Raw genomic sequence first — 24,603 nt, forward strand, 5'->3', positions numbered from 1 at the left:
ATCCCTACTCGTCCCATCCGGCTCGGGAGCCCCGCGGTTCCCGAGCCGGTCCTACGTGTGGCGGCACCGGCCGTGGGCGCGGTTGTCCGTCTTCCGTCCGCCCGCCTTGTCGGCGCGCGTCAGCGCTGCGCCCACAGCAGCAGGTGCGGGGTGATCGAGGCCAGGTCCGGGACCACGACGAGGCCGGGGTCGGCCGGGAAGTGCTTCTGCGCGCCGATCTGCACGACGTGGATCCCGTTGCCCCTGGCCGAGGCCGCTCCCGTCGGGGAGTCCTCGACGACGACGCAGTCCTCGGGCCGCAGCTCGAGGCGCTCGATGGCCGTGGCATAGGGCAGCGGGTCGGGTTTGGCGCCGACGCCGTCGTCGCCGGTGACCAGGACCGTGAAGACGTCTCCGAGCGCGGAGGCCACCTTCTCCACGATCCTGCGCGGCGAGGCCGAGACGATCGCCTGGGCCAGCCCCACCTCCGACAGCGCCGAGGTGATCCGCAGTGCCCCGGGCAGCAATGGTGGGGCGGCGGTCACGGAGGCCTCGACGTCGTGCGCGATCGCCTCGAAGGCCTCCTGCGTGGCCGGATCGTCCCAGGACGCCGTGGCGCCGGTGGCGGCGATGAGCTCACGGGCCTTGCGGATCGAGGCACCCGTCATCTGGGCGACGAGCTCGGGACGCGGGTCTCCGCCCAGGGCCTGGCAGTGGTGGATGAAGGCCTCGTCCCAGAAGGGCTGGGAGTCCATGAGGGTGCCGTCCATGTCCCACAGGACGGCGCGCACCGTGAAGTCGGGAGCGGGGGATGTCGTCATGGGAGTCAGCGTAGCCGTGAGGTGTCGTGGAGCACAGAGCGATGGGTGGGTTCCGGTCGGCGACCCGCCTGGCGGCGTTCAGGGTTATGTGCTGCGTCGTCGGCCTGGCAGACTGCCGCCAAGCCGCTTGATGGCGCACGTGCCGGATCCAGCCGGGGCGGCCGGGCGCGAGCGGGCGGTGGAGTCGGAGGGACCGGGAGGAGGCTGGGTGAACGACACCTACAGGCCCACCATGGAGGATGTGGCCCGGGCGGCCGGAGTCTCGCGCACCACCGTCTCCTTCGTCCTCAACAATCGCGATGGTGCCCGCATCGCCCTGGAGACGCGCGAACGCGTCCAGCAGGCGGCCGCCGAGCTCGGCTACCGTCCCCACGGTGGTGCGCGCGCCCTGGCCTCGCGTCGCTCCTCCCTCATCGGGCTGGTCTCCGAGATCGTCACCAGCCCCTTCGGCGCCGCCACCATCCGCGGAATCCAGGACACGGTCCGGCGCGCCGGCTACACCCTGTTCATTGTGCCGACCTCGACGGAGGCGACGATGGACTCCGAGGCCTTCGAGACGCTCCTGAAGTCCCGGGTCGAGGGCATCATCTACGCCACCGGCTGGAACTGCCGGGTCCGCATGCCGGCGCAGGCCCGCGAGATCCCCACCGTCCTGGTCCACTGCATCGACCCGGTCTCCGGCCTGCCCTGCGTGCGCCCCGATGAGGAGCAGATGGGGCGCCTGGCCGCTCAGGCCCTCCTGGAGGGACACCACCGGGACATCGGCGTCATCGAGCTGGACCCGAATGACGGTGAGGCCGCGCCGGGCCGGCGCGCGGGATGCGAGGCCTACCTGGAGCAGGCCGGCATCCCCTGGAGCACCGTGAGCGTCGCCGTCGGGCATGGCACCACCCGGGGCGGGTACGCCGCGGCCGCGCGCCTCCTGACGGACCACCCCTGGCTGACCGGTCTGGTGTGCGGCAACGACCGCATGGCCATGGGCGCCTACGACGCGATCCGCGAGCAGGGCCTGCGGGTGCGCGAGGACGTGGCCGTCATCGGGATCGATGACCAGGAGCTCATCGCCGACCAGGTTCATCCCGCCCTGACCACGGTCGCCCTGCCCTTCGAGGAGATGGGGCAGGTGGCGGTCTCCCATCTGCTGGACCTCATGGCCGGCGAGGAGGTGCCGGCCGAGACGCTCCTGCCGGGGCAGATCATCCGCCGGTCCTCGGCCTGAGCGCGCCGCCCATCGCGCGCCTGACCCCGTGGGGCGGACCTCCTGCCTGCCGACCGACGTGTCCCTGCCCATCCGGTTCACGGCCGGGGACATTTCGCGCCTACGGGTGCGCCCATTGTGCGGGCGGGGACGTTCCACGCGTGCGGGTGCGGAATTTCCGTCCCCGACGGCGTCGAATGTCCCCGCCCGCAGGAAATGGTCCCCGGTCGTGCAGGAAGTCCCCGCGAGTGGCGGGTCGCCGGGTGCCACAGGTCGCCTCGTGCATGCTCCCTCCACAGGGCGGGCCGACGCCGGTCGTGGCCTCCCGCAGACAGCCCCCACCCTGGTGCCATGACTACCGCCGTCCCAGAGCGCGTCCGCGCCGCCCAGCCACTCAGCGAGACTCCGACGCTGCCCCTGCTTCTCACCTCCGATCCGGTCATGGACGGGGTCTCCCATCTGTACGCAGGCTCGGGACTGACCCGCATCGCCCCGGGAACCTATGTGTCCTCCCAGGAATGGAAGGCGGCCAGGCCCGAGCTGAGGCACCTGACCCTCATCCGGGCGGTACTGGCCAAGACCCGCGGGGACGTCGTCCTGCTGGGCCCCTCGGCGGCGGTGTGGCTCGGGCTCCCGCTGGTGGGCCGCATTCCCAGGCGCGTTCAGTGCCTCCGACTCGGTGAGGCCCGCTCGCACACGGCCATGGTGCAACGCCGTCGTCGTCCAGGACTGGGCGGCCTGATAGAGAATGTCGGGGTCCACACCGCGAGCGTGGCCGACACGGTTGTTGATGTGGCCAGGTGGGGCGGGCTCACCCAGGGCGTGTGCGCCATGGACGCCGCCCTGGGCAGGCGCCTGTGCACCCACGCCGAGCTGGCCGACGCCGTCGACCGCCTCCCGGCCGGCGCCCGCGGCATCCGCAGCGCCCGCACCGCCGCCCACCTGGCCGACGAGCGCGCCGAGTCCCCCGGCGAGTCCGTCTCCCGCGTCCGCATGTGGCAGGCCACCCTGCCCCGCCCCGACCTCCAGCACGAGGTCCGGATCGACGGCGAGCTCTACCGCCTCGACTTCTTCTGGCCCCAGGCCATGCTCGACGGAGAGTTCGACGGCCACGTCAAGTACACGAGGAACAGCTTCGGCAAGGACACCGAACGCACCGTCTGGGAGGAACGACAGCGCGAGCTCGCCCTCATCCGCGCCGGCTACGACGTCGCCCGCTGGCTCTGGAAGGACGCCCGGCCCCACGACGCCACCGCCATGCACCACGAGCTCGCCCGCCACAACATCCACCCCACCGGCACACGATGGTGAGGACGTCCCCGCCCATCCGGCTCACGGCCGGGGACATTCTGCGTCTACGGGTGCGCCCATCACGCGGGCGGGGACATCCCACGCGTGCGGGTGCGGAATTTCCGTCCCCGACGGCGTCGAATGTCCCCGTCCGCAGGAAAAGGCCCCCGGCCGTGCAGGAAGTCCCCGGCCGTTAGAGGGCGCAGCGGTCATACCTGCCGACGGCGCAGACGCAGCAGGTAAGCGCCGGTCGTGGTGGCCGCCGTGGCCAGGACTCCCAGTGTCAGGGAGACGCCGGTGCGGGCCAGCGGGAACCCGCTCCCCTTGCTCTGACCGGCGGCGGCCGCGGCCGGGCTCGCCGACGCCGATGCCGCCTCGGCCTGGCCGTGGGCCGGCCTCTGGACGGCCGGCTGACCCGGGCCGGGGGAGTCCGGACCCTCGGCCGCGCCACCGGCGTCCTCGGCGGAACCCAGGTGCCACAGACTCAGGGAGTCCAGGTGGGCGGTGCCGCCCTCGGCGTAGAGCGAGACGTTCGTGGCGCCCTCCTTGGGGTAGGCCGTCTCGGTGATGACGGGGGTGCCATCGGCGGCGAAGACCTCCACGGAGTGGGCGTCGACGACGACGCGCAGGTGGACCTGCCCCTCACTGTCCGGCGACAGCGGAGCGGTGGAGCGGTCCGGGAACTTCGGGGAGAAGTCGGTGACCCCGGAGCGGGTGCGGTCCACGACGACCTGCTTGGCCTTGGCGTCGTAGCCGACGAGCGTGTACTGCTCGCCGTTGTCGAGGACCTTGAGGCCGGCGAAGGAGGACTTGCCCGGGCTCAGGTCGACGCTGATGTCCAGGGAGGTGCCCTGGGCGGCCTGGCCGAGCGAGGTGTCGCCCGCCGGGATGTCGGTGTCCTTGCGGGAGACCTCCTGGCCGGTGCGCAGGGACTCCAGGGCGGTGACCGGCTGGGCGGTCAGTAGCAGCTTGCCGTCGACCCGGGTCAGCCCCAGCTCGCGCACCGTCGACATGGCGGTGCGCCAGGTGGTGGTGGGCAGGTCGCGCACGTAGGCCCAGTTGCTCATCCAGCCCACCTGGTAGCGCTTGCCGTCGGGGGTGTTGTCCCAGGTGACGGCCGCGTAGTAGTCCTTGCCGTAGTCCAGGCGCGGGACGGCCTCGGCCCCGGAGAAGGCCCGCGTGTCGGACTGGATGATCTGGTCGACCATGAGATGGCCCCAGTCCTCGGCGTTGCCGTTGTGGTCCTCGATGACGAGGCGTGCCTTGCGGCCCTTGTAGGCCGAGACGTCCATGCTCGTCCAGTCCAGGGTCCCGGAGTTGTTGCCGGTGGCGGAGGCGACGACCTTGCCGTCGACGACGAGGCTGACCGAGGTGTTGTCCGCGAAGGGGGAGGCCTTCGTGTCCGAGGCGCGCACCTCGTCCAGCAGGATGTGGCCCCAGGAGCCGGTGGCCGTGTCAGTGACGACGATCTGGGCGGACTTTCCCTTGAGGTCGCTGACGTCCCAGCTCTGCCAGTTGAGCTCCTCCAGGTTGCGGCCGGTGGCCGAGCGCACCACCTTGCCGTCGACGACGAGCTCGACGACCGTCGCTCCGGCGCCCCCGTCGGCGCCTCCTTCGGGACGCGGGTTGTTGCCGCCGCCCATGAGGAGGTTGAGGTAGGTGGAGTCGATGGTGAAGGTCGGCGAGGTCGCGGTGCCGGTGGTGGCGTCCGAGCCCTGCCCGGTGGAGACGTCGAAGTAGGTGTTGATCAGCCCGGCGCTGGAGTGGTTGATCAGCGGCTGCTGCCCCGGGGTGGCGCCCTGTGGGGGCGTGGCCCCGAAGGCGGTGCCCTCCACGGTCCAGCCGTCCCAGGAGCCGTCGAAGCCGGCCAGGAGCCTGCCGCCGCCGTTGTCCCCGGTGGCCTGGGGGTTGTAGGGGTGCTTGCCGCCGGCGGTGCGCAGGTTGATGTAGGACGAGGAGACGGTGAATTCGTCCGAGGTCAGCGTGCCGGTATCGGCGTCGCCGCTGCCGAAGGAGTCCACGTAGGCCTTGCCCTGGTGGCCGGGCAGGTCCCCGGTGGCCGGGCCGGAGCCGAAGGCGGCGCCGTCGGCCCTCCAACCGGCGTAGCCGTTCTCGAAGTCGGCCAGGGTCGTGCCCTCCTCGCCGGTGTAGCGGGGGATGTCCTCGGGCGTGAAGGTGGAGCCGTCCCAGCTGCCCACGAAGTACTGGGCGGAGTCGGCCACGGTGACGACGAGGACCCACTTGACCTGCTTGGAGTCGCCGTCGACCGGCAGCGGGAAGAAGTCCGGGCACTCCCACACCGCCGAGGTGATGCCCTCACCGCCGAAGCTGGACTGCTCGGTCCAGTGGATGAGGTCGGGGGAGGAGTAGAAGGAGATGCGGTGCTCGGTGGCGTGGGAGACCACCATGGTCCACCGGCCGGCCGTCTCGTCCCAGAAGACCTTCGGGTCGCGGAACTCGTTGGAGCCGATGTCCAGCACCGGGTCGCCGTTGTTGTACAGGTTCCAGGTGCGGCCCTTGTCAGTGGAGTAGGCCAGGGACTGGGACTGGTTGCCGCCGACGTCGGCTCGCGTCCACAGCGCCACCATGGCCGGGTTGTCCGGGCTGCCCAGGCCGGAGGTGTTCTGGGTGTCGACGACGGCTGAGCCGGAGAACACGCCGTACTGGGAGGTGTGCGGGATCGCCACCCCCAGCTCCTCCCAGTGGACCAGGTCCTTGGAGACCGCGTGGCCCCAGGACATGTTGCCCCAGTCCGAGCCCTCGGGGTTGTACTGGTAGAACATGTGGTACTCGCCGTCGTAGTAGACGAGCCCGTTGGGGTCGTTCATCCAGTTCTTCTGCGGGGTGTAGTGGGTCTGCGGGCGCCACTGCTCACCGGCCTGGTCGGCGTTCGGGGCGGCCGGAGCCACCGGGGAGGCTGGGGCCGGTCGGGCCTGGTTGGTTGCAGCTGCGGGCATGGAGACCAGCGTAGAGCCGGCTGTGAGCAGGCAGAAAGCGGTCAGGGCGCTGAGCGGTCGGGCGATCCGACTCATGGCATGTCCTCCGGGAAACGGGCTCGGCGTGGATGGGTCTGGACGAGGGCGCGCATGAGCGGCGGAACGGTACAGGCCGGTTCGGCGGGGCGGTGAGTGAGGAGCTGGCGCTCCGCTTCCCGCCCACGTCCGCTAACGCGCGTTAGCTCCAGTAACAAAAGTACGCGGCCCCCCGGGCTCGAGCAAGCGCTCAGGGGCGCATCCCGAGAAACATCGGGGACTTCTCAGGGTGCTCCCCGATGGTGGGCGGCGGACCGTCTTCGCCAGACTTGTGGACATGACACAGCAGCAGTACCCCGGTCAGTTCAGCCAGTCCGCCCGTGACGGGGGCGAGACCGGATCCTCCTCCGACCGCACCGGTGAGTTCGGTCGCTTCCGCAGCTCGCTGCCCCATCGCTCCCGCGAGCACCGCATCCTGGGCGGCGTCTGCGGGGGCCTGGCCGAGGCCTGGGGCATGCCGGTCACCGCGGTGCGCGTCGGGGCGATCCTGGCCTGCCTCCTGCCCGGCCCCATGTTCCTGGTCTACCTCGCGGCCTGGTGCCTCATGCTCGACGAGCCCGCCCCCGCCCAGCACTGAGTCGGCACTGATCCGGTACTGATCCGGTGCTGGGCCGGCACCGCTCCATGCGGACCGGTCTCGGGTCGGCTCGAGTCGACTCAGGCCGGCTCGGGGGTGTCCGGGCCGGCCGAGGCCTGGACCGCGACGACTTTTCGGCGGCCTTTAGCGCCGCGGCAACATGACCCGTACCAGACTCAAGACCACTGAAACCCGCTGACAACCCTCTGACGGCGTCGGGCCGTCCACGTCTCAAGGAAGGTGATCGCCGTTTCCTCACTGCTCCTCTCCTGTCGACTGCGCCTCACCCGCTTTCTTCTGACCTATGCCCGTCCCGACCGCCACCGGTTCCAGGCGGTTCCTCGGGCGCATGCGTGAGGACAGGGCTGCGCCCACCTCGTCGCCCCCGGTTCCACGGGTGGCGTGGTGGACGCAGCCCGCTTCTCGGCGGGGACATTCCACGCGGCTGGGTGCGGTCGCCTTCTCGGCGGGGACATGTGACGCGTACGGGGACAGAATTCCCGTCCCCGTACGCGTGGGATGTCCCCGCCAGTGGTGGACCGCACCCGAACGTGCAGGATGTCCCCGCCGGTGACACGAGAGCGGCGGTCTCGCGGGAATCCGCGGTCAATGGGAGGATCGAGCCGTGACCGACCCCGTGACTGACGCCGTGAACACCCCTGTGAACACCCCCGTGACCGACATCGAGTTCCTCTCCGCCTACGGCCAGGGCTTCGCCCGCGTCGCCGCCGTCACCCTGCCGGTGGTGCCGGTCAACCCGGCCGCCAACGCCGCCGCGATCATCGAGCAGGCCCGGGCCCTGTCCGACGACGGCGTCTGCCTGGCCGCCTTCCCCGAGCTGTGCCTGACCGGCTACGCCATCGACGACCTCCTCCTGTCCGACGTGCTCCTGTCCGACGTCCTGGCCGCCATCGAGGCCCTGCGCGCCGCCAGCGCCGACCTCCTGCCCGCCCTCGTCGTCGGCGCCCCCCTGCGTCTGGGCGACCGCCTCTACAACTGCGCCCTGGTCATCCAGGGTGGACGGGTGCGCGGCGTCGCCCCCAAGTCCTACCTGCCCACCTACCGGGAGTTCTACGAGAAGCGGCACTTCGCCCCCGGGGACGCCCTGCCCGTCGGGGTGGAGGCCATCGAGCTGCCCGGCGTGCGCGGCGGCACCGACGGCTCCCACGACGACGCGGCCCCTGCCGCCCCCACGGCCTCCGCCGGGCCGGTCGCACGAGTCCCCTTCGGGGCGAACCTCCTGTTCGAGGTCGACGACGTCCCCGGCCTGACCTTCCACGTCGAGGTCTGCGAGGACATGTGGGTGCCCGTCCCGCCCTCGTCACTGGCGGCCCTGACCGGGGCGACGGTCCTGGTCAACATCTCCGGCTCGCCCATCACCGTGGGGCGGGCCGAGGACCGCGCGCTGCTGGCGCGCTCGTCGTCGGCCCGGGGCCTGGCCGCCTACGTCTACGCCGCCGCCGGGCAGGGCGAGTCCTCCACGGACCTGGCCTGGGACGGCCAGACCCTCGTCTACGAGAACGGTGAGCTGCTCGGCTCCACCGAGCGCTTCCCGGACGGGCCGCGCGCCACGGTCGTCGACGTCGACATCGAGGGCCTGCGCGCCGAGCGCCTGCGCCAGGGAACCTTCGCCGACAACGCCCGCACCCTGAGCGCCCCCGGCGCGGGCGGCCCGGCGCAGGCCACCACCTTCACCGACCCGGCGGCCTTCCGGCGCATCCGCATCGGCGCCGCAGACCTGGCGGCCCCCCGCACGGACATCGGCCTGCGCCGGCGCGTGGACCGCTTCCCCTTCGTGCCCGACGACCCGGCCCGCCTGGCCCAGGACTGCTACGAGGCCTACAACATCCAGGTGGCCGCTCTGGTCCAGCGCCTGGGGGCCATCGGCAACCCCAAGATCGTCATCGGCGTCAGCGGCGGCCTGGACTCCACCCACGCCCTCATCGTCGCCGCCCGTGCCATGGACCGCCTGGGCCGGCCGCGCTCGGACATCCACGCCATCACCATGCCCGGCTTCGCCACGAGCGCCGGCACCCGCCGCAACGCCGAGGACCTCGCCGTCGGCCTGGGCTGCACCTTCGAGGAGCTCGACATCCGGGCGACCGCCACCCAGATGCTCACCGAGATGGGTCACCCCTACGGCCAGTACGCGCGCACCGGCGTCCTTCCCGACGGCGTGAGCGAGCGCGACCTCTACGACGTCACCTTCGAGAACGTCCAGGCGGGTCTGCGCACCGACTTCCTCTTCCGCATCGCCAACCACCGCGGCGGGATCGTGCTGGGCACCGGTGACCTCTCCGAGCTCGCCCTGGGGTGGTGCACCTTCGGGGTGGGCGACCAGATGGCCCACTACGGCGTCAACGCCGGCATCCCCAAGACCCTCATCCAGCACCTCATCCGCTGGGTGGTGTCCGAGGAGCTGTTCGACGACGCCGTCGGGCGCACCCTGCTGTCCATCCTGGACACCGAGATCAGTCCCGAGCTGGTTCCGGCCGAGGCCGGCGGCGCCATCCAGTCCACCCAGGCCAAGATCGGGCCCTACGCCCTGCAGGACTTCACCCTGTGGCACGTGCTGCGCCGCGGCTCGCGCCCCAGCCGCATCGCCTTCCTGGCGCAGCGGGCCTGGTCGGACGCGGATGGCGGGGACTGGCCCGAGGGTCTGCCGCAGGCGGAGAGGGTCGCCTACGACCTCCCCGAGATCCGCCGCTGGCTCGAGCTGTTCCACCGGCGCTTCTTCACCAACCAGTTCAAGCGCTCCACCCTGCCCAACGGGCCCAAGGTGGTGGCCGGCGGCTCGCTGTCCCCCCGCGGGGACTGGCGCATGCCCTCCGACGCCGCGGCGACGGCCTGGCTGGCCGAGCTCGAGCGCAACGTGCCCAGCGGCGAACCCACCGACAAGAATCAGGACCATCGTCCTACGGCGTGATGTAAAACACAACCAACCGATTCCTGCATTCCCTGTTTGGGATTGATGTGTTTAAAACGCGTATTTACGCCAAAAAGTTGATATAGCGGGACGCTAACGCGAGTTAGCAGTGTTGGTTTTGTGTGCTTATGTGTGAAAATGGTGGCCGTCTCAGTGGTGGTGATCACGCCGATCGTCCCTATCGTCGCCATGTCACACACGTCGCTGTTGCCCAGGCCTCACGAATGCCTGGCGGCAGCCCGGATGGAAAAGGTTCCCGCCCATGGCTTCCCTGGTCATAGCTGCTCACGGACACCTGGCTGAAGGCCTCGTCGCCTCCGCTGCGATGATCGTCGGCCCCAGTGACGACGTCGTCGCCGTCACCTTCGACCCCTCGGAGGGCCCCGACGACCTGTTGGCGAAGTACGCCGCCGCAGTCGAGGCCTCCTCCAGTCAGGAGCACCTCATCCTCGTCGACCTCTTCGGCGGCAGCCCTTACAACGCCGCGGCCCGCTTCGCAGCGGGGCGCGACGATGCCGACGTCGTCACCGGCGTCAACCTGCCCATGGTCATCGAGGTCCTGTCCCGTCGCCTTGCCGGCGCCGGGCTCGCCGAGCTCGTAGAGGCCGCCCGGACGTCCGCCACCGACGGCGTCAAGGTCCTCTCCGAGGTCTTCACCCCTGCACCCACCACCACTTCCGACGATGAAGGAGACGAGCTCTGATGGATGTCAAGCTCCTGCGTATCGATTCCCGCCTGGTCCACGGACAGGTCGCCAACAACTGGGCTGGATCCCTTGGAGCCGAGTCCATCCTCGCCGTCTCCGACGGCGCCGCCAACGACGAGCTGCGCAAGACCCTCATGCTGCAGACCGGCGGCGGCAAGGTGAAGGTCCACGTGCTGGGCGTCGAGAAGGCCGCGCGCGTCTACAAGAACCCCAAGTACGAGAACCTCAAGGCCGTCATCGTCGTCGAGACCCCGGCCGACATCGTCCGCCTCCTCGACCTGGGTATCGAGGTCGACCAGGTCAACGTCGGCGGCATGACCTTCAAGCAGGGCACCAGCCAGGTCTCCCAGGCCGTCTACGCCAGCCCCGAGGATGTCGAGGCCTTCAAGGAGATCGACTCGCGCGGCATCAAGCAGTACATCCAGCAGGTGCCCTCCACTGCGAGCTCCGACCTCATGGGGGCCCTCAAGGACAAGGGCCTGCTCTAAGGGCCCGCAGGACGCCTCCGAGTCCTGTGGGCCTCCGACGCCGCCCGTCGCGTCCACTCCCCGCATCTCCCTCGACACTCCCATCCCGCGCCCTCCGGTGGCGGGAGCAGGAGGGGTGTCCTGTCAACCCTCACGTGAGAGAGACATACCGTGCAAGACATCAACCTGATCCAGATCATTCTGGTCACGCTCGTGGCGTTCGTCGCGGGTATGGCCAGTGTCCTGGACGAGCGGCAGTTCCACCGCCCGCTCGTCGCCTGCACCCTGACCGGTATCGCCATGGGCAACCCGACCGTCGGCATCATGGTCGGTGGCTCCCTGGAGCTCATCGCCCTGGGCTGGATGAACGTCGGTGCCGCCATGGCTCCCGACGCCGCGCTGGCATCCACGGTCTCGACCGTCATCGCCATCGCCTCGTTGGGTGACGCCAGCAGCACCAAGGCGGCCATCGACGCCGCCATCACCGTGGCGGTCCCCCTGGCCGTCGCCGGCCAGGCCCTGACGATCTTCGTACGAACGATCGCCATCTTCTTCGCCCACCAGGCGGATCGATACGCCGAGCAGGCCAACTACCGGGGCATCGCCATCATGCACTTCACGGCCCTGGGCCTCCAGGGACTGCGCGTGGCCGTCCCGACCGCCGCCGTCGCGGCCCTCGCCTCCGGTGACACGGTCAAGAACGCCCTCGATGCGATCCCGAAGGTCATCACCGAGGGCCTGGGGATCGCCGGCGGCTTCATCGTCGTCGTCGGCTACGCCATGGTCATCAACATGATGAAGGCGCGCAAGCTCATGCCCTTCTTCTTCCTGGGCTTCATCTTCGCCACCTTCGCCACCACCGTCGGCGGCACGGCGTCGGTCAAGGACCACAGCAAGGGCATCGCCAACTGGGTCATCGAGCTCGCCCCCAACGGCGCCACTCTCGTGGCCCTGGGCATCCTCGGTGCCTGCCTCGCCGTCATCTACGTCCAGCTCAACCCCGAGTTCCACGACTCCGTGCGTCTGCCCGCCGCCGCCTCGCCCGCCGCCAGCGGTGGCTCCGGCAGCGACCTGGACGACGACCTCGACGACGAGCTCGACTGAGCCGGAAGGAAGACTCTTATGACTACTCAGAACGCTCCGGCCACGTCGGAGAAGATGCTCACCACCCGTGACCTGCGCCGGATGTACTGGCGCTCCACCTTCCTGCTCGGCTCCTTCAACTTCGAGCGCATGCAGGCCATGGGCTTCTGCTACACGCTCATGCCGGCCATTCGGAAGGTCTACCGCGGTGACAAGGCCGCCGAGGCCGCCGCCCTCAAGCGGCACCTGGAGTTCTACAACACCCAGCCCTGGGTCTCCTCGGTCGTCTTCGGCGTCACCGCCGCCATGGAGGAGCAGAAGGCCAAGGGCGAGGAGATCTCCGAGGAGACGATCACCTCGGTCAAGGTCGGTCTCATGGGCCCGCTGGCCGGCGTCGGCGACCCCATCTTCTGGGGGACCGCCCGTCCCGTCCTGGCGGCGCTGGGCGCATCCTTGGCTATCTCCGGCCAGATCGTCGGCCCGCTGCTGTTCTTCGTCGGTATCAACCTTCTGCGTGTTCTCACCCGCTGGTACGGTCTGAAGTTCGGCTACGAGCGCGGCACCGAGATGGTTTCCGAGGTCGGCGGCGGCCAGCTCAAGAAGATCACTCAGATGGCCGCCATCATGGGTCTGTTCGTCATGGGTGCCCTGGTCTCGAAGTGGACCACCATCAAGTTCCCCACCGTGGTCTCAGAGGTACCTGATCCGGACACGCAGATCGTCAAGGTGACGACCGTCCAGTCCATCCTCGACCAGCTGCTTCCCGGACTGGCGGCACTGGGGCTCACCTTCCTGTGCATGTGGCTGCTCAACAAGAAGGTCAACGCCCTGTGGATCATCCTGGGCATGTTCGCCATCGGCATCCTGGGGCGCTGGACCGGCTTCCTGGGAGTCTGACGGCTGCATCCACCACCCGTCTGTGAGCGGGGAGGGCACCGGCGACTCACCTCCGGTGCCCTCCCCGTTCCGCGCGCTCGGTAGAATGCTCAAGGCTCCGCACGGACTCCACCGACACCCCGCCATTGCCCCGTCAGCGCTCTGTGGATGCTCGGTCGGCGCTCCGCCCCCGCCCTCCGACGTCGTCTCCCGACTTCCTGGAGAATCATCCCGACTGCCATGTTCCCGCTCCCAGCACCCCTTCTGCAGCAAGGAACCAGTGTGACCCGACTCCTCGTCACCGACCTGGACGCCACCATCGTCTTCGACCGCTCCGTCTCCCCGGCCGACCGCGCGGCCATGGCCCGTTGGCGGGCCGAGGGCAACCTCCTGGCCGTCGACACCGGCAAGTCCGCCTTCGCCATCCGCGACGTCCTTGAGCCCCTGGGCGTCGACTTCGACTACGGCATCGTCTTCACCGGGGCGGTCCTCGTCGACGGCGGCTACCGGGTGCTCTCCGCCCGGTACCTGCCCGACGGCGTCGCCCGGGACGTGGCCACCCGCACCGTCGACCTGCCGGGCGTGACCACCTACGCCACCACCATCGAGACCGACTACATCCTGGCGGACAACAACGACGAGATCTCCTCCATCCTGGCGGTCTTCGAGCAGCTGACCCTGGAGGAGATGGACACCCACCGCTTCATCGGTGTGCCCCTGCGCGTCACCGACGCCGCCCTGCGTGATCGCCTCCACCACGAGCTCTCCGAGCGCTGGGACGGCGTTCTGGACTGCCACCGCAACCAGGACTTCCTCGACTTTGTGCCCGCCGGGGCCACCAAGGGCGAGGGCCTGCGAGCCCTCCTGGACGGCCCCCTGGCCGGGAGGGACGTCGAGGTGTGGACCATCGGCGACTCCTGGAACGATCTGGACATGCACGCCGTCGCCGACCACGCCGTCGCCCTGCCCTGGTCCCCGCCGGAGGTGACGGCCGTGTGCGAGACGACCGTGGGCTCCATGGCCGAGCTCATCACCACGATCCTGGAAGGCGACCACGCATGAGCGAGAACAGCAAGACGAACAGCAACAAGTCGCTGGGCTCCCGGATGCGCGACTGGTTCAACGGCGGCGACCCGGATGGACGCGCCAAGATCCGCACCTGGGCCACCGGGGAGGACGGCCGCTGGCGCGGCTACACCCACTCCATGAGCAAGTACGTCACCTGGCTCATGGTCATCGCCTGCATCCTCTACCCCTTGACCCGGGGGATCGGCTCGATCCTGGCTCTCGTCGTGGCCATCTTCCTCATGGGCGGCCGGGCCATGATCGAGCGCCAGGTGCGACGCGACGTCTCCGACCTGGAGGAGGCCAAGAAACAGTACGGGCTCACCCGCAACCCCGAGTACCTGCAGTTCATGACCCTGCGTGCCGAGGGCCTGCTGGAGGACAACAAGATCCTCACCCCCGACTCGCGCACGCTCCTGGAGGGCTACGCCCAGTGGGCCCGCGAGCGCCAGGAGCGCGAGGACAGGAAGCAGGCCAAGAAGGCCCGTAGGGCGGAGAAGAAGGCCCGTCGCGACGGCACCGCCCGGCAGGTTGAGGGGGACCTCGACGGGGACTTCGAGGAGGACACCGTCCCGGAGGCCGGCGAGAAGTCCGATGAGTCCGCTGACGCATCCGATAACGGTCGCGGAGAATAAGACCTCTGAAGGCTCCGGACGGCTCCCAGACCATTGCGAGACGGCTGAGGAGCCGCAGGACCTGGACGGAAAGGACTCCCATGCCACGCAGGCTCATCTCCACCGACCTGGACGGCACCATCGTCTTCAACGGGACGATCCCGCTGCGCGACCGCGAGGCCATGGCCCGCTGGCGCGAGGCCGGCAACCTCCTGGTCATCAATACCGGCAGGTCGGTCTCGGCGCTGGAGCACGTGGTGGTGCCCATGGGCCTGGAGTTCGACAACGCGATCCTCTACACGGGGGCCGCCATCGTGGACGAGGACATCAGGGTGCGTCACTCGACGGCCCTGCCCCCCGGCGTCGTCGAGGACATCCTCGACTTCGTTGAGGGGGCCCCGGGTGTCACCGTGTTCACCACCGGGCTGGACGAGGACCTGCTCGTCTACGACACGATCGGCACCGGATCCGAGCTGCTCACCCTCTTCCGACCGGCCACCCGACGCGACCTGGAGGGGCGCGAGATCATCGGCGTGCCACTGCGCTTCACCGATGCGGAGATGGCCTCCCGCACCGAGACCTACCTGCGCCGGCGCTGGGACGGGCAGGCGGTCGGCTTCCGCAACCAGGACTTCATCGACGTCGTTCCCGCCGCGGCCTCCAAGGGCGAGGGCCTCAGGCGGCTGGTGGCGAGCCTCAGCGAGCCGCCCGCCGCCGATGGTGCCGACTCCACAGGTTCCGTCGACTCCGCGAACTCCACCGACAGCGCAGGGTCAGCGGACTCGGCCACGGTCCCCACAGAGCCGGTCGAACCCATCGAGACCTGGTCCATCGGGGACTCCTGGAACGACATCTCCATGCACCGGGCCGCCGACCACGCCTACGCCCTGCCCTGGTCCCCGCCGGAGGTGGTGGCCCAATGCGACGGCACCGTCTCCAGCCTGGCCGACCTCATCGACTCCCTCATGGGCCGTCCGACTGCCTAGAATCAACAGAATCTTCATACGCGACGCGGAGCCGTGTCTTCTGTGAAGATTCTGTCGATATGAGGTGTGCCGCTGACTGCGCGCTATGCTCGCCGCCATGCGCCTGCTCGCCACGGACCTTGACGGCACCCTCGTCTTCCACCACGCCGTCGGGCAGGCCGACGCCGAGGCACTGGTGCGTTGGCGCGAGGCCGGCAACCTCCTGGTCCTGGCCACGGGCCGCTCGGTGCAACTGGTCCAGCACGCCCTCGAGGTGGCCCGGGCTTCGACGAGCATCGGGCTGGGCTACGACTACGCCGTGTGCGCCACGGGAACCACCGTCATCGACGCCGCCGGGCGGGTCCGTCGCACGCGCATGCTGGAGGCCGACCAGGTGCGGGCGGTGACCCGGGCGGTCGGCGCCGTCAGCGACGAGCCCGTCTCCGTCTTCGCCTCGACCCTGGAGCGCGACTACGTCCTGGACGACCCGATCGGACTGTCCACCGATCAGCGCACCCCCGCCGACCGCTTCACCGCGGCGCCCCTGTCCCAGGTCGCGGGCCTGGGGGTCACCTCGATGCCGCTGCACGTGCCCGACCCTCGGGCCGCCGAGGCGCTGGTCCGGGCGCTGGAGGAGATGGTTGACGGCATCTGCTGCACCCGCTCGACCGGCTTCGTCGACGTCACGGCCGCGGGCGAGTCCAAGGGGACGGGACTGGGGCGCCTTGCCGAGCTCCTCTCCTCCCAGGGCCAGGAGGTCAGTGAGGTGGCCGCGGTGGGCGACTCGTGGAACGACATCTCCATGTTCGCCCATGCCGACATCCCCTGCGCGATCGCCGGGGCCCCGGCCGACGTCGTCGCGGCCGCCGGTGGGCGCACCACCCCGAGCGTGGCCGCCTTCGTCGATGTCCTCATGGCCTGAAGGCCCCACGAGACGCGTCCGCCCTCCTCCCGGCGGGGAGAAGGGCGGACTCTGAGAACGTGTGCGGCAGTGCTCAGGCCTGGGCGTAGCGGTAGACGTTGGTCTCCCGCAGCTCGAAGCCGGCACGGCGGTAGAGGCGGTTGGCCGCCTCGCGCGAGGGGCGCGAGGTGAGGTCCACGGTGCGAGCCCCCATCTTGCCGGCGTACTCGACGGCGGCCTCCACGAGGGCCTGGCCGGCGCCCTGGCCGCGGGCCTCGCCATCGACGACGACGTCCTCGACCCAGGCGCGCAGTCCCGTGGGGATCGTGAAGGTCGCCAGCGTGAGCATGCCCAGGATCGGGGCGCTCCGGCCGGCGTCGGCCTCGGGACGGAAGACGAAGAGGAAGACCCCCTCCTGGGCGATGAAGGCCTCGCACTGCTCCGCGGTCAGCGCCGGGGCACTGCGGGAGAGCTGCGGGATGAGGCGTTCCATGGCCTCGACGATCTCCGGGTTGGAGGCGGTGACGAGTTCGACGGTCATGAGGAGTTCTCCTGCTGGTTGGAAGCTGGTTGGAAGAGGTGGCGTGCCGAGACGGGTGCTCCCGCAACGGCTCCCTGTCAGCCCCGGAGCCTACCGCCTCGGGGTGCCGCGGGCGGCGAGGCGGCCCCACCGACCGGGAGATTCTCGCGCGGGCCGAGTGACGCCGTCAGGCCGAGGCACCGATCGTCTTGACGGTGGGATCCATGACGGCGGCCTCCACCAGTGCGGTGCCGCTGGTCAGGTCCCGCAGCCGCAGCACGTAGGGATGGTCCACCGTGAGCTCGACCGGCCTGTCCGGCTCCGGTGCCGCCATGACCGCAACCTCACCCTCGGTCAGGGCGGCCGCCACCGTGCCCTCCTCGTCCAGGATGAGGCGCACCTGCTGGACCACCTGGGCCAGCGCCAGGTTGGGGGCGATCTTGTCCAGGCCCTCCGGGTCGAGGCCCTCCTCCTTGAGGAGGTCGAGGAGCTGCTTGGGCTCGGAGGTGAGATCCAGCTTGGGCAGGGCCAGCCTCACCTCGCGGGCGTCGGCGGAGTCCAGGGCGGCCGACGCCGCGGACCACGTCCCGGCCTCCATGGCGGCCGGCGGGGTTCCGGCGTCGGGCAGGACGACGTCGAGGGCGAGCTGGGAGTCCTTGCGGGACCCGTCCGGGTTGTCCTGGCCGCTGGCGTAGGCCAGGCGCACCGCTGCCCAGCCCTGGCCGGTGGCGTAGGGGATGGAGCGCGTGTCGTGCATGAGGTCGGCCCTGACGGTCTTGCCGTCGGCGAGCGTGAAGTCCTCCTGCGAGGTGTCCTCGGCCTTGAAGGGGGAGTCCCACTGGGCCGCGAAGAGCAGGGCGTTCTGCACCACCAGGCGGGTGTTCTTCGTGATGGTCAGGCCGCTTCGCGGGATGAGGCCGGCCGTGTTGCGAGAGGCCCAGGCGTCGAGGTTCTTCATCATCGAGGCCACGTCGATCTGCTCGATCTCGACGGAGAACCAGCGCAGTACCTCGTCGAGGTAGGACTGCTTGACCTCAAGGTCCTTCTCATCGGCGATCAGGACGTGGTTGGCCAGGTGGACGAGGGGCTTGTCCGGGATCTGGTCCGGGTCGAAGCCCTTGAGATCGCCGTCGTAGCGGTTCAGGGAGCTCTGGATGGCCGACCAGGCGCGGTCCCGCTCCACTCCTGAGAGCCCCAGGAGCGCGTCGTAGCCCTGCGCGGCGGCATCCGTGGCGCCGTCGGCCAGGATCGCCATGACGAGGGCGAGGCTGACTGGGGAGGCCATCGCCGTCGTCGCGGAGTCCGCCTTGAGGTAGTGGGACAGAAGCCGACCGCCGAGCCGGTCGCAGGCGGCGGCCGCGCTGGCCACCTGCGAGGCGACCTCGGAGGTGGGGACCGTCTCACGGGCGGTCTTGGAGGTCAGTGTCTTCCCTGAGGCCGATGAGCACGCGCCCAGCAGTGCCGCGGCGGCTGGGGCCAGGACGGCCAGCGCCAGCAGTCGGCGGCGGGATGGGTCGAGGCGGTCGGCGCCGGGCATGTGGTCGGGCGGAGTCATGAGGCCAGGGTAGGAAGGGCCTCGGAGCCTGTCAGGAGCTTGGCGGGGACCGGGCATGGGGAGTCATCCCCGGTCGGCCACCGGTGAGTCACCGCTCGGTCACCGCCAAGCGTGCGTCCACGACCGTGTGATCGGCAGAAAGCTGCCGGATCACTGTGATGCGTCGCCCCATCGGGATCAGCCGCCTCGGAGGGCGGCCGCGAGTAGGCTTCCGACCAAGGTCCCACGACGGCCCAGCAGGCGCCGCTGCTCCAACCTCGTTCCTGCCCCGCGCCTGCCCCGCAACCAAGGAAGGTCACTCATGGTCGAGTCCGCCGCTCCCGGCGAGCACCTCTTCACCGCCGACGAGCTCTTCTTCTCCACCACGGACTCCCACGGCCGCATCCGCCGCGCCAACTCCACCTTCATGCGCCTGTCCGGCTACCCGCGCGGCGCCCTGGTGGGGCGGGCTCACAACGTCGTGCGGCACGCGGACATGCCCGCGGGCCTGTTCCGCAGCATCTGGGACGCCATCGAGGAGGGGCGGGCCGCCAGCGCCTACATCACCAACCGGTCCTCCGACGACGGCCGCTACCGCGTCTTCGCCACGATCGTGCCCTCCGGCTCCGGCTACCTGTCCGTGCGCACGCTGCCGATGCTCACCGACCTGCGCGACGACGTCGAGGCCGCCTACGCCCGGGTCCGCGACGTCGAGGAGGCATCGGTCGCTGCCGGCTCCACCCGCCGGGAGGTGGCCGCCGCCGGGCAGGCCGCCCTCCTGGCCGAGCTGCAGGCCCTGGGATACTCCGACGCCATCGACTTCACCCGCCGGGTGCTGGTCGCCGAGGTCGGCGCGCTCCTGGCCCACGGCGTCGGCATTCCCGACAGCCCGCAGGCCGACGGGCCCGTGGCCCGGATCCTGGCAGCCATGAGCCGGATCGAGTCCGAGACCGCCGGGCTCGTCCGTATCCTCAAGGAGGGCCGGCGGCTCGTCGACCTCCTGGGGAGGCGGGCCGGGGAGATCGAGGCCCTCTCGGCCCGTCTGGGCGCCCTGCGCGAGGCCATGCGAGCCCTCGGCGCCGACGTCGCGGTCCTCGGCCACGGGCCCCAGGCCGACGACGTCGCCGAGCGCTGCCAGCAGGTCGACGCCCTGGTCCTGGAGTGCTCCGAGCAGCTCCACCCGCTGCGCAGCCAGATCGAGGCGCTGCGCGGCGACCTGGACTCGGTGAGCTTCCGCATCGCCCTGGCCCGCCTGCACAACCTGGCCGCCGGGATCTTCGCCCTCCAGATCATCGAGGGCCAGGACGAGGTCGACGCCAACGACGCCGTCGGCAGCCTCAAGGAGCTGTGCACGGCCCTGAGCGACGGCGCCAGCACCCTGACCGAGCGCGTCGCCCTCCTGGACGCGCGCCGCGAGCTGGTCGGCGGCGAGCTGGACCTCGTGGCCGAAGACCTCGGCGTCATCCAGGGCCCGATCCTGGAGCTGGTCGAGGCGGCCGCGGCCGCGGGCGCCGGGCAGGCGGACTCCGTGGCCACCGCCCGCACCCTGGCCGGCGTCGGCTTCGCCGAGGCCCGGGACCTGGCCGACCTGGCCGTGCGCGTGCGCGACCTCGAGGTCCCCTACGAGGCCGAGGCCATCAACACCTGCCTGGCCGACGTGCGCGCCGCCCTGGACGAGCTCGAGTAGCCGGCCGTCGCAACCCGCGCCGGGCCGCGCGACCGCGAGCCAGTCGCGCTGTTGCGAACGCACGATGAGGCATCCGCGTGTTCGTAGGGTAGGTCGCGCGTTCGTACCCTTTACCCCTCGAACGCGCGACCTAAGGTACGACCGCGCGGCTCGGCGTCGGCGGTCATTTCCACAGGTCTGCGACAGGGCGCGCGGTGCGGGCGACCGTCGCCGGGAAGAGAGCCGTGATCCGGGATCGCAGTACATCGAGTTGCTTGAAGTCGGCCCATATGAAGCGCTCAATGCGCCACCCCATTCGGGTCAGGGCGTCCTGGCGCCGCTTCTCCTTCCACAGGTCCTCAGGAGACTTGTACTTCACCTGGCCGTCGAACTCCGCGAGCACCCTGTACTCCGGCCAGACCTCATCGGGGAAATAGCGGTGTTCCTCGTCCCGATCCTCAATCGCCATCTGGATGCACGGAGCAGGCAGGCCCAGGGCGCGCACGAACCAGTGCAGTAGAGACTCGCCCGGCGATTCGACGAAGGCCGAGGCCATCTCGACAACTGCGCGGGCGCGCCGCGCCCCAGCACGCCCGCCTTGCGCGTCGACGGCTGCCTGAAGCTGGGAACGGGCGGCCTCGACTCGACGGTCTGACTGCGAGTACTGGTATCGCGACGGATGTGCGGCAGCTCGGAGCGCCGACTCGACCACACAGACCGAGTCGTGAGCGGGAAGGTCGAAGGCGCAGTCGACCGCAGTCCGCATCAAGGTGCTCACAGGAAGCCCCGAGACGCTGGTGATCTCCTCCTGAGTCAGAGACAGACGTCGTCGGCGCAGATACGCAGCGCGTCGTGCTCCTGGTGGGAGGGGGAGCTTCTGGTGGGGATGGTGCGGTCGTGAGGGGACGACGACGCTGACGTCCGGTTCATGCCCCCGTAGCCACAGCCCGTGGACGAGGGCGGCCGACTCGTGGCTCAAGCAGCGAGCGGACTCCACCTGCAGGCACGCTGCGGCGCAGCGGGCCAGGCTGAGGCGCTTGTCGGCTTCCCAGCGAGGCAGGTTCTGTGCGCCGATGTCCGCGTAGATTCCACGAAGGACCCTCACGGGGTTGCGCATGGCGTCCGGCGGGCCGGCGGACACGACAACGGGTGGCAGCAGAGGTCGCTCGGGATAGGGCTCCATGTGGCAAGAGTGATGGGCTGTGACCCAGGCAGCCACCGGAGTATCAGAGCCCTGTGGACGTGGCTTGGTGCGACGGTTCTGTGGCCACCGGGTGACGGCGTCGCCCGGAGGGTGCCTCGGCCTCGTGCCGACGTCCGGTTCGTAGGGTAGGTCGCGCGTTCGTACCCTTTACCCCTCGAACGCGCGACCTACCCTACGACCGCACGGGTCACACGCCGGACCGTGCGACGACGAGCTGCACGAGCTAGGCGCGGACCAGCTCGACGAGCACCTCGGCGTGGTCGGTGTGGGGGAACATGTCGAACAGGCGGGCCCGTACCACCCGCATCGAGGACAGGTGCGTCAGGTCCGCGGCCAGCGTGCGCGGGTTGCAGGAGGAGTAGAGCACCCGCTCCACGCCGGAGGCCTCGATGCGCGTGGCCAGCCGCTCCCCGATCCCGCGCCGGGGCGGGTTGACCACGAGCAGGTCCGGGGCCTCGGCCCCGACGGCCCCAGTGGCGCCGATGGCCCCAGTGGCGCCGTCGGCTGGGGCGGCCGGGTCCAGGAGGCGCGCATCGCCGGCCTCGAACCGTACGAGCGCCGGCTCCAGGCCCATGAGGGCGGCGGCATCGCGCGCCCCGTCGATGGCCGGAGCCGAGACCTCCACCCCCAGCACCCGGCGGCCCGGCGCGGCCAGGGCCAGGGCGAAGCCGCCGACCCCGCAGAACAGGTCCCACACCAGGGCCGGGTCGGACTCCTCGCCCCAGGCGCGGGCGGTGGCGTAGAGCGCCTCGGCCACGGCCGTATTGGTCTGGAAGAAGGAGCGGGTGGGCAGGTAGAGCGGCAGCTCGACGTCGTCGGCGCGCCGTCCGGCCGAGGGGCCCGTCCCCGGCGACGGCAGGCTCAGACGCATGAGGAGGCGGTCCTCCTCGGTCAGGACGATCTCCTCGGGCCCCTCGATGACGGCCTGGTGGACGCCCTGGATATTGACGCCGGCCACCGCCAGCTGGGGCAGGGAGCGCTGCAGGTCCGGCAGGGCGGCGCGCAACCGGCCCAGGTGGCGGCGTGAGCGCAGGACGAAACGCACCATGAGGTCGTCGTCGGGGGAGGCGGTCACCAGGACGTGCTTGAGCTCGCCGCGCCGCCCGGGCACGTCATAGGGGAGCAGGCCCAGGTCGGTGACGAGGTCTGCCAACACCGGCAGGGCCGCCTCGATCGCCGGCACGTGCAGCGGACAGGTAGGCAGGTCGACGCCGTGGCCGGCGCCGTCGAGGATCCCCAGGGTGGGGCGGGCGGTGGTTCCGGCCACCGCCATCTTCGCCTTGTTGCGGAAGCGCTCCGGCGCGCTCGCGGCCGGCTCCTCCCACAGGCCGGCCGGGATCCGCTCGGCCAGCAGGGACGTCACATGAGACTGCTTGACGGCCAGCTGATCCGGAAGCGGCAGGGACAGGTGGGGGCAGGAACGGCAGGTGCCGGCGTCGTGGAGGAGACACGACGGCGCCCGTGGTGCGGTCACCGACATGTCCCCTCCCGGTGGTGCGCTCGTTGCCGAGCCGTGGGGTGGGTCTGAGACAAGGAGGTGCCAGATCCCGGACGGCTGCGGATGATGAGTGGAGCCGCTTGTCGGACTCGAACCGACGACCTGCTGTTTACAAGACAGCTGCTCTACCAACTGAGCTAAAGCGGCGTGCGGCCTGCCAAGCGGCCGCAGGTGCGGGGGACAGTCTGACACAGACCGCCCCGGGGCGGGAAACCGGAGGGATGAACCTGCTGCGGCGCCGTCGGGCCCACGTGAGGGGAGGCCCGTACGGGAACCGGATGGGCCTTACCTCGGGATCAGCCCTGCTCGCCCTGCTGCTCCGCACCCTGCTGCTCCGCACCCTGCTCGGCAGGCTGCTGAGCCGGTTGCTGGGCGGGCTGCTCGGTGGACTGCTCAGTGGGCTGGGCGGTCGGGGTGGACCCGGTGACGAGCTCGGTCAGGGACGTGGGCGACTGGAGCTTGCTCAGGTCGACCTGCTCGCCCTTGAAGAAGACGGACGGGGTGCCCTTGAGGTCCCTGTCGGCGAAGGCCTTGTCGCCCAGGTCGACCCAGTTCTTGTACTTGTCGGAGTCGATGGCGGCCTTGAACTTGTCGGAGACCTCGCTGGGGACGCTCACCTTGGTGGCGGCGGCGACCAGGTTCTCCACCGTCATGAGGCTCTGGTCCTTGCTCTGCAGCACCTGGGAGAGGATCTCGAAGGCCGCGCCGTGGAAGCTCAGGGACTGCGCTGGAGCCTCGTCGAGCACCACGCCCATGGCGTTCATGACCACGCTGGTCCACTGCTGCTTGAGGATCTTGCACGGGTGGAGGGCCAGGGTGATCTTCTTGTCGCTCAGGAGCTGGTTGATCTCCTGGGTGTGGATGCCCTCGAACTGGGCGCAGTGCGAGCAGGAGTAGTCGAAGTAGATGTCCAGGACGGGGGCGGAGGCGGCAACGGTGTCGAGCTGGCTGCCGTCCCCGTAGGTCCAGGAGGCGTCCGCCAGGACCTGCTTGGGGACACCGCTCTGGTTCGCCTTCTCGGTGGCCAGGCCCTTGCCCGCGGCGGGGAACTCCTTCTTGTTCCGGTTGACCCCCAGGTAGGTCAGGTAGCCGAGGCCGCCGACCACTGCCGCGCCGCCGACTCCGATGAAGCTGCGGCGGGCGATCATGTTGCGGCGCGCGCGGCGGGCCTCGGCCTCTCGCAGCTCCTTGGCCTTGAGGCGTGCGGCCTCGCGGCGCTGGGCCTTGGACGGGCGGGGCTGGTTAGTGGACACGCGGAGCTCCTTGTGGGTGCGGTGGCTGGCGGACAACGACGACGTAGGTGAACCGTCAATAAGGTATGGCTGTAGCGATGCCATTCTGCCCGACGACGCTGTTGGAAACCACGCCTGACGTTTGCCGGTGGCGGATTGTGACGCATCGGTCGTCGTGGTGGGCCTGCTGAGCGGCGCCGTGGTGCGCTGCTGATGTCATGAGGGGTGTCACCGTGGCCTCCCTCGAAGACGCCCCTCGAATTCGACGTGAGCGTGCTCATCCCTCTGTGATGCGGCGCGGTGAAGGCGCGCGCCGCACGACCTAGTGTCGCGTGTCGTTAGTTTGTTTTTGGTTGGCATTTGGTGAGGATCTCGTCGGGGGTCTTGGTCCAGGCCAATGGGTGGCAGCGTTGGTTCCAGCCGTTGATGAAGGCGCGGATCTTGGCGTT

The 24,603-nt window shown here is 70.2% G+C and carries 20 protein-coding genes, 1 tRNA gene and 1 pseudogene; 13 read left to right on the plus strand and 9 right to left on the minus strand.

The genetic code is table 11. The features are described from left to right. Positions 1-119: 119 nt before the first annotated feature. Positions 120-800 (minus strand): HAD family phosphatase, encoded by a 681-nt coding sequence (locus HCR68_RS08225; protein WP_167148483.1) that lies wholly within the window; start codon positions 798-800, stop codon positions 120-122. 208 nt (positions 801-1,008) lie between these two features. Between HCR68_RS08225 and HCR68_RS08230 the strand changes: the two genes are divergently transcribed. Then, positions 1,009-2,019: a LacI family DNA-binding transcriptional regulator gene (locus tag HCR68_RS08230; RefSeq protein ID WP_167148485.1), complete on the plus strand. Its 1,011-nt coding sequence runs from the start codon at positions 1,009-1,011 to the stop codon at positions 2,017-2,019. A gap of 330 nt (positions 2,020-2,349) precedes the next feature. Then, positions 2,350-3,309 carry a hypothetical protein gene (locus tag HCR68_RS08235; protein ID WP_243859007.1) on the plus strand — a complete coding sequence of 320 codons (960 nt, stop codon included), beginning with the start codon at positions 2,350-2,352 and terminating at the stop codon, positions 3,307-3,309. Positions 3,310-3,497: 188 nt separating this feature from the next. On the opposite strand, the gene HCR68_RS08240 is transcribed toward HCR68_RS08235, so the two are convergent. Further along, positions 3,498-6,245: a GH32 C-terminal domain-containing protein gene (locus tag HCR68_RS08240; protein WP_167148486.1), complete on the minus strand. Its 2,748-nt coding sequence runs from the start codon at positions 6,243-6,245 to the stop codon at positions 3,498-3,500. A 352-nt stretch (positions 6,246-6,597) separates the two neighbouring features. On the opposite strand from HCR68_RS08240, the gene HCR68_RS08245 reads away from it, so the two are divergent. The 10 genes from HCR68_RS08245 (at position 6,598) to HCR68_RS08290 (ending at position 16,521) form a co-directional block, all read left to right on the plus strand. Further along, a complete protein-coding gene (locus HCR68_RS08245; protein WP_167148488.1) occupies positions 6,598-6,897 on the plus strand; it encodes a PspC domain-containing protein in 300 nt (99 codons plus the stop codon). Between the two features lie 661 nt (positions 6,898-7,558). Further along, positions 7,559-9,823 (plus strand): NAD(+) synthase, encoded by a 2,265-nt coding sequence (locus HCR68_RS08250; protein WP_208320541.1) that lies wholly within the window; start codon positions 7,559-7,561, stop codon positions 9,821-9,823. Between the two features lie 262 nt (positions 9,824-10,085). After that, positions 10,086-10,526, plus strand: coding sequence for a PTS sugar transporter subunit IIA (locus HCR68_RS08255; RefSeq protein WP_167148490.1), 441 nt, complete (start codon positions 10,086-10,088; stop codon positions 10,524-10,526). Next, a complete protein-coding gene (locus tag HCR68_RS08260; RefSeq protein WP_167148492.1) occupies positions 10,526-11,017 on the plus strand; it encodes a PTS sugar transporter subunit IIB in 492 nt (163 codons plus the stop codon). Before HCR68_RS08255 ends, HCR68_RS08260 begins: the two co-directional genes overlap by 1 nt. 150 nt (positions 11,018-11,167) lie before the next feature. Continuing rightward, complete coding sequence (locus HCR68_RS08265; protein ID WP_167148494.1) at positions 11,168-12,100, plus strand: PTS mannose/fructose/sorbose transporter subunit IIC; 933 nt, start codon at positions 11,168-11,170, stop codon at positions 12,098-12,100. A gap of 18 nt (positions 12,101-12,118) precedes the next feature. Then, a complete protein-coding gene (gene manZ, locus HCR68_RS08270) occupies positions 12,119-12,976 on the plus strand; it encodes a PTS mannose transporter subunit IID (protein WP_167148496.1) in 858 nt (285 codons plus the stop codon). A 261-nt stretch (positions 12,977-13,237) separates the two neighbouring features. After that, positions 13,238-14,017, plus strand: a complete 780-nt coding sequence (locus HCR68_RS08275) for an HAD family hydrolase (protein WP_167148498.1) — start codon at positions 13,238-13,240, stop codon at positions 14,015-14,017. Continuing rightward, the gene (locus tag HCR68_RS08280; protein WP_167148500.1) at positions 14,014-14,655 is read left to right on the plus strand and encodes a hypothetical protein; all 642 of its coding nucleotides are present in this window, start codon (positions 14,014-14,016) and stop codon (positions 14,653-14,655) included. Before HCR68_RS08275 ends, HCR68_RS08280 begins: the two co-directional genes overlap by 4 nt. A gap of 80 nt (positions 14,656-14,735) precedes the next feature. Beyond that, positions 14,736-15,620 (plus strand): HAD-IIB family hydrolase, encoded by an 885-nt coding sequence (locus tag HCR68_RS08285; RefSeq protein ID WP_167148502.1) that lies wholly within the window; start codon positions 14,736-14,738, stop codon positions 15,618-15,620. A 97-nt stretch (positions 15,621-15,717) separates the two neighbouring features. After that, positions 15,718-16,521: an HAD family hydrolase gene (locus HCR68_RS08290; RefSeq protein ID WP_243859008.1), complete on the plus strand. Its 804-nt coding sequence runs from the start codon at positions 15,718-15,720 to the stop codon at positions 16,519-16,521. 73 nt (positions 16,522-16,594) lie between these two features. Here the strand turns inward: HCR68_RS08290 and HCR68_RS08295 are convergent, their stop codons facing one another. Both HCR68_RS08295 and HCR68_RS08300 read right to left on the minus strand, forming a co-directional pair. Then, a complete protein-coding gene (locus HCR68_RS08295; protein ID WP_167148506.1) occupies positions 16,595-17,041 on the minus strand; it encodes a GNAT family N-acetyltransferase in 447 nt (148 codons plus the stop codon). Positions 17,042-17,207: 166 nt separating this feature from the next. Next, on the minus strand, positions 17,208-18,575 hold the full coding sequence (locus HCR68_RS08300) for a serpin family protein (RefSeq protein WP_167148507.1): 1,368 nt from the start codon (positions 18,573-18,575) through the stop codon (positions 17,208-17,210). A gap of 301 nt (positions 18,576-18,876) precedes the next feature. On the opposite strand from HCR68_RS08300, the gene HCR68_RS08305 reads away from it, so the two are divergent. After that, positions 18,877-20,241, plus strand: a complete 1,365-nt coding sequence (locus HCR68_RS08305) for a chemotaxis protein (protein WP_167148509.1) — start codon at positions 18,877-18,879, stop codon at positions 20,239-20,241. 163 nt (positions 20,242-20,404) lie between these two features. On the opposite strand, the gene HCR68_RS14235 is transcribed toward HCR68_RS08305, so the two are convergent. From HCR68_RS14235 to HCR68_RS14240, 5 genes and pseudogenes are all read right to left on the minus strand, one after another. Beyond that, a complete protein-coding gene (locus tag HCR68_RS14235; RefSeq protein WP_243859009.1) occupies positions 20,405-20,776 on the minus strand; it encodes a hypothetical protein in 372 nt (123 codons plus the stop codon). 871 nt (positions 20,777-21,647) lie between these two features. Then, positions 21,648-22,904 (minus strand): methyltransferase domain-containing protein, encoded by a 1,257-nt coding sequence (locus HCR68_RS08315; RefSeq protein ID WP_167148511.1) that lies wholly within the window; start codon positions 22,902-22,904, stop codon positions 21,648-21,650. A gap of 89 nt (positions 22,905-22,993) precedes the next feature. Next, a tRNA-Thr gene (locus tag HCR68_RS08320) sits at positions 22,994-23,069 on the minus strand. A 149-nt stretch (positions 23,070-23,218) separates the two neighbouring features. Next, on the minus strand, positions 23,219-24,175 hold the full coding sequence (locus HCR68_RS08325) for a thioredoxin domain-containing protein (protein WP_167148513.1): 957 nt from the start codon (positions 24,173-24,175) through the stop codon (positions 23,219-23,221). Between the two features lie 301 nt (positions 24,176-24,476). Then, a pseudogene (locus HCR68_RS14240) lies at positions 24,477-24,603 on the minus strand (IS630 family transposase); the annotation flags it as partial.

It is taken from the genome of Actinomyces sp. ZJ308 (genome assembly GCF_011752065.1).
Lineage (GTDB): Bacteria > Actinomycetota > Actinomycetes > Actinomycetales > Actinomycetaceae > Actinomyces.

What these genes read in the sequence shown, in the direction of transcription:
- HCR68_RS08225 (WP_167148483.1), bottom strand. Translation starts at nt 800, where the DNA reads ATGACGACATCCCCCGCTCCCGACTTCACGGTGCGCGCCGTCCTGTGG.
- HCR68_RS08235 (WP_243859007.1), top strand. Translation starts at nt 2,350, where the DNA reads ATGACTACCGCCGTCCCAGAGCGCGTCCGCGCCGCCCAGCCACTCAGC.
- HCR68_RS08240 (WP_167148486.1), bottom strand. Translation starts at nt 6,245, where the DNA reads ATGCCCGCAGCTGCAACCAACCAGGCCCGACCGGCCCCAGCCTCCCCG.
- HCR68_RS08245 (WP_167148488.1), top strand. Translation starts at nt 6,598, where the DNA reads ATGACACAGCAGCAGTACCCCGGTCAGTTCAGCCAGTCCGCCCGTGAC.
- HCR68_RS08255 (WP_167148490.1), top strand. Translation starts at nt 10,086, where the DNA reads ATGGCTTCCCTGGTCATAGCTGCTCACGGACACCTGGCTGAAGGCCTC.
- HCR68_RS08260 (WP_167148492.1), top strand. Translation starts at nt 10,526, where the DNA reads ATGGATGTCAAGCTCCTGCGTATCGATTCCCGCCTGGTCCACGGACAG.
- manZ (WP_167148496.1), top strand. Translation starts at nt 12,119, where the DNA reads ATGACTACTCAGAACGCTCCGGCCACGTCGGAGAAGATGCTCACCACC.
- HCR68_RS08280 (WP_167148500.1), top strand. Translation starts at nt 14,014, where the DNA reads ATGAGCGAGAACAGCAAGACGAACAGCAACAAGTCGCTGGGCTCCCGG.
- HCR68_RS08285 (WP_167148502.1), top strand. Translation starts at nt 14,736, where the DNA reads ATGCCACGCAGGCTCATCTCCACCGACCTGGACGGCACCATCGTCTTC.
- HCR68_RS08290 (WP_243859008.1), top strand. Translation starts at nt 15,718, where the DNA reads ATGCGCCTGCTCGCCACGGACCTTGACGGCACCCTCGTCTTCCACCAC.
- HCR68_RS08295 (WP_167148506.1), bottom strand. Translation starts at nt 17,041, where the DNA reads ATGACCGTCGAACTCGTCACCGCCTCCAACCCGGAGATCGTCGAGGCC.
- HCR68_RS08300 (WP_167148507.1), bottom strand. Translation starts at nt 18,575, where the DNA reads ATGACTCCGCCCGACCACATGCCCGGCGCCGACCGCCTCGACCCATCC.
- HCR68_RS08305 (WP_167148509.1), top strand. Translation starts at nt 18,877, where the DNA reads ATGGTCGAGTCCGCCGCTCCCGGCGAGCACCTCTTCACCGCCGACGAG.
- HCR68_RS14235 (WP_243859009.1), bottom strand. Translation starts at nt 20,776, where the DNA reads ATGGCCTCGGCCTTCGTCGAATCGCCGGGCGAGTCTCTACTGCACTGG.
- HCR68_RS08315 (WP_167148511.1), bottom strand. Translation starts at nt 22,904, where the DNA reads ATGTCGGTGACCGCACCACGGGCGCCGTCGTGTCTCCTCCACGACGCC.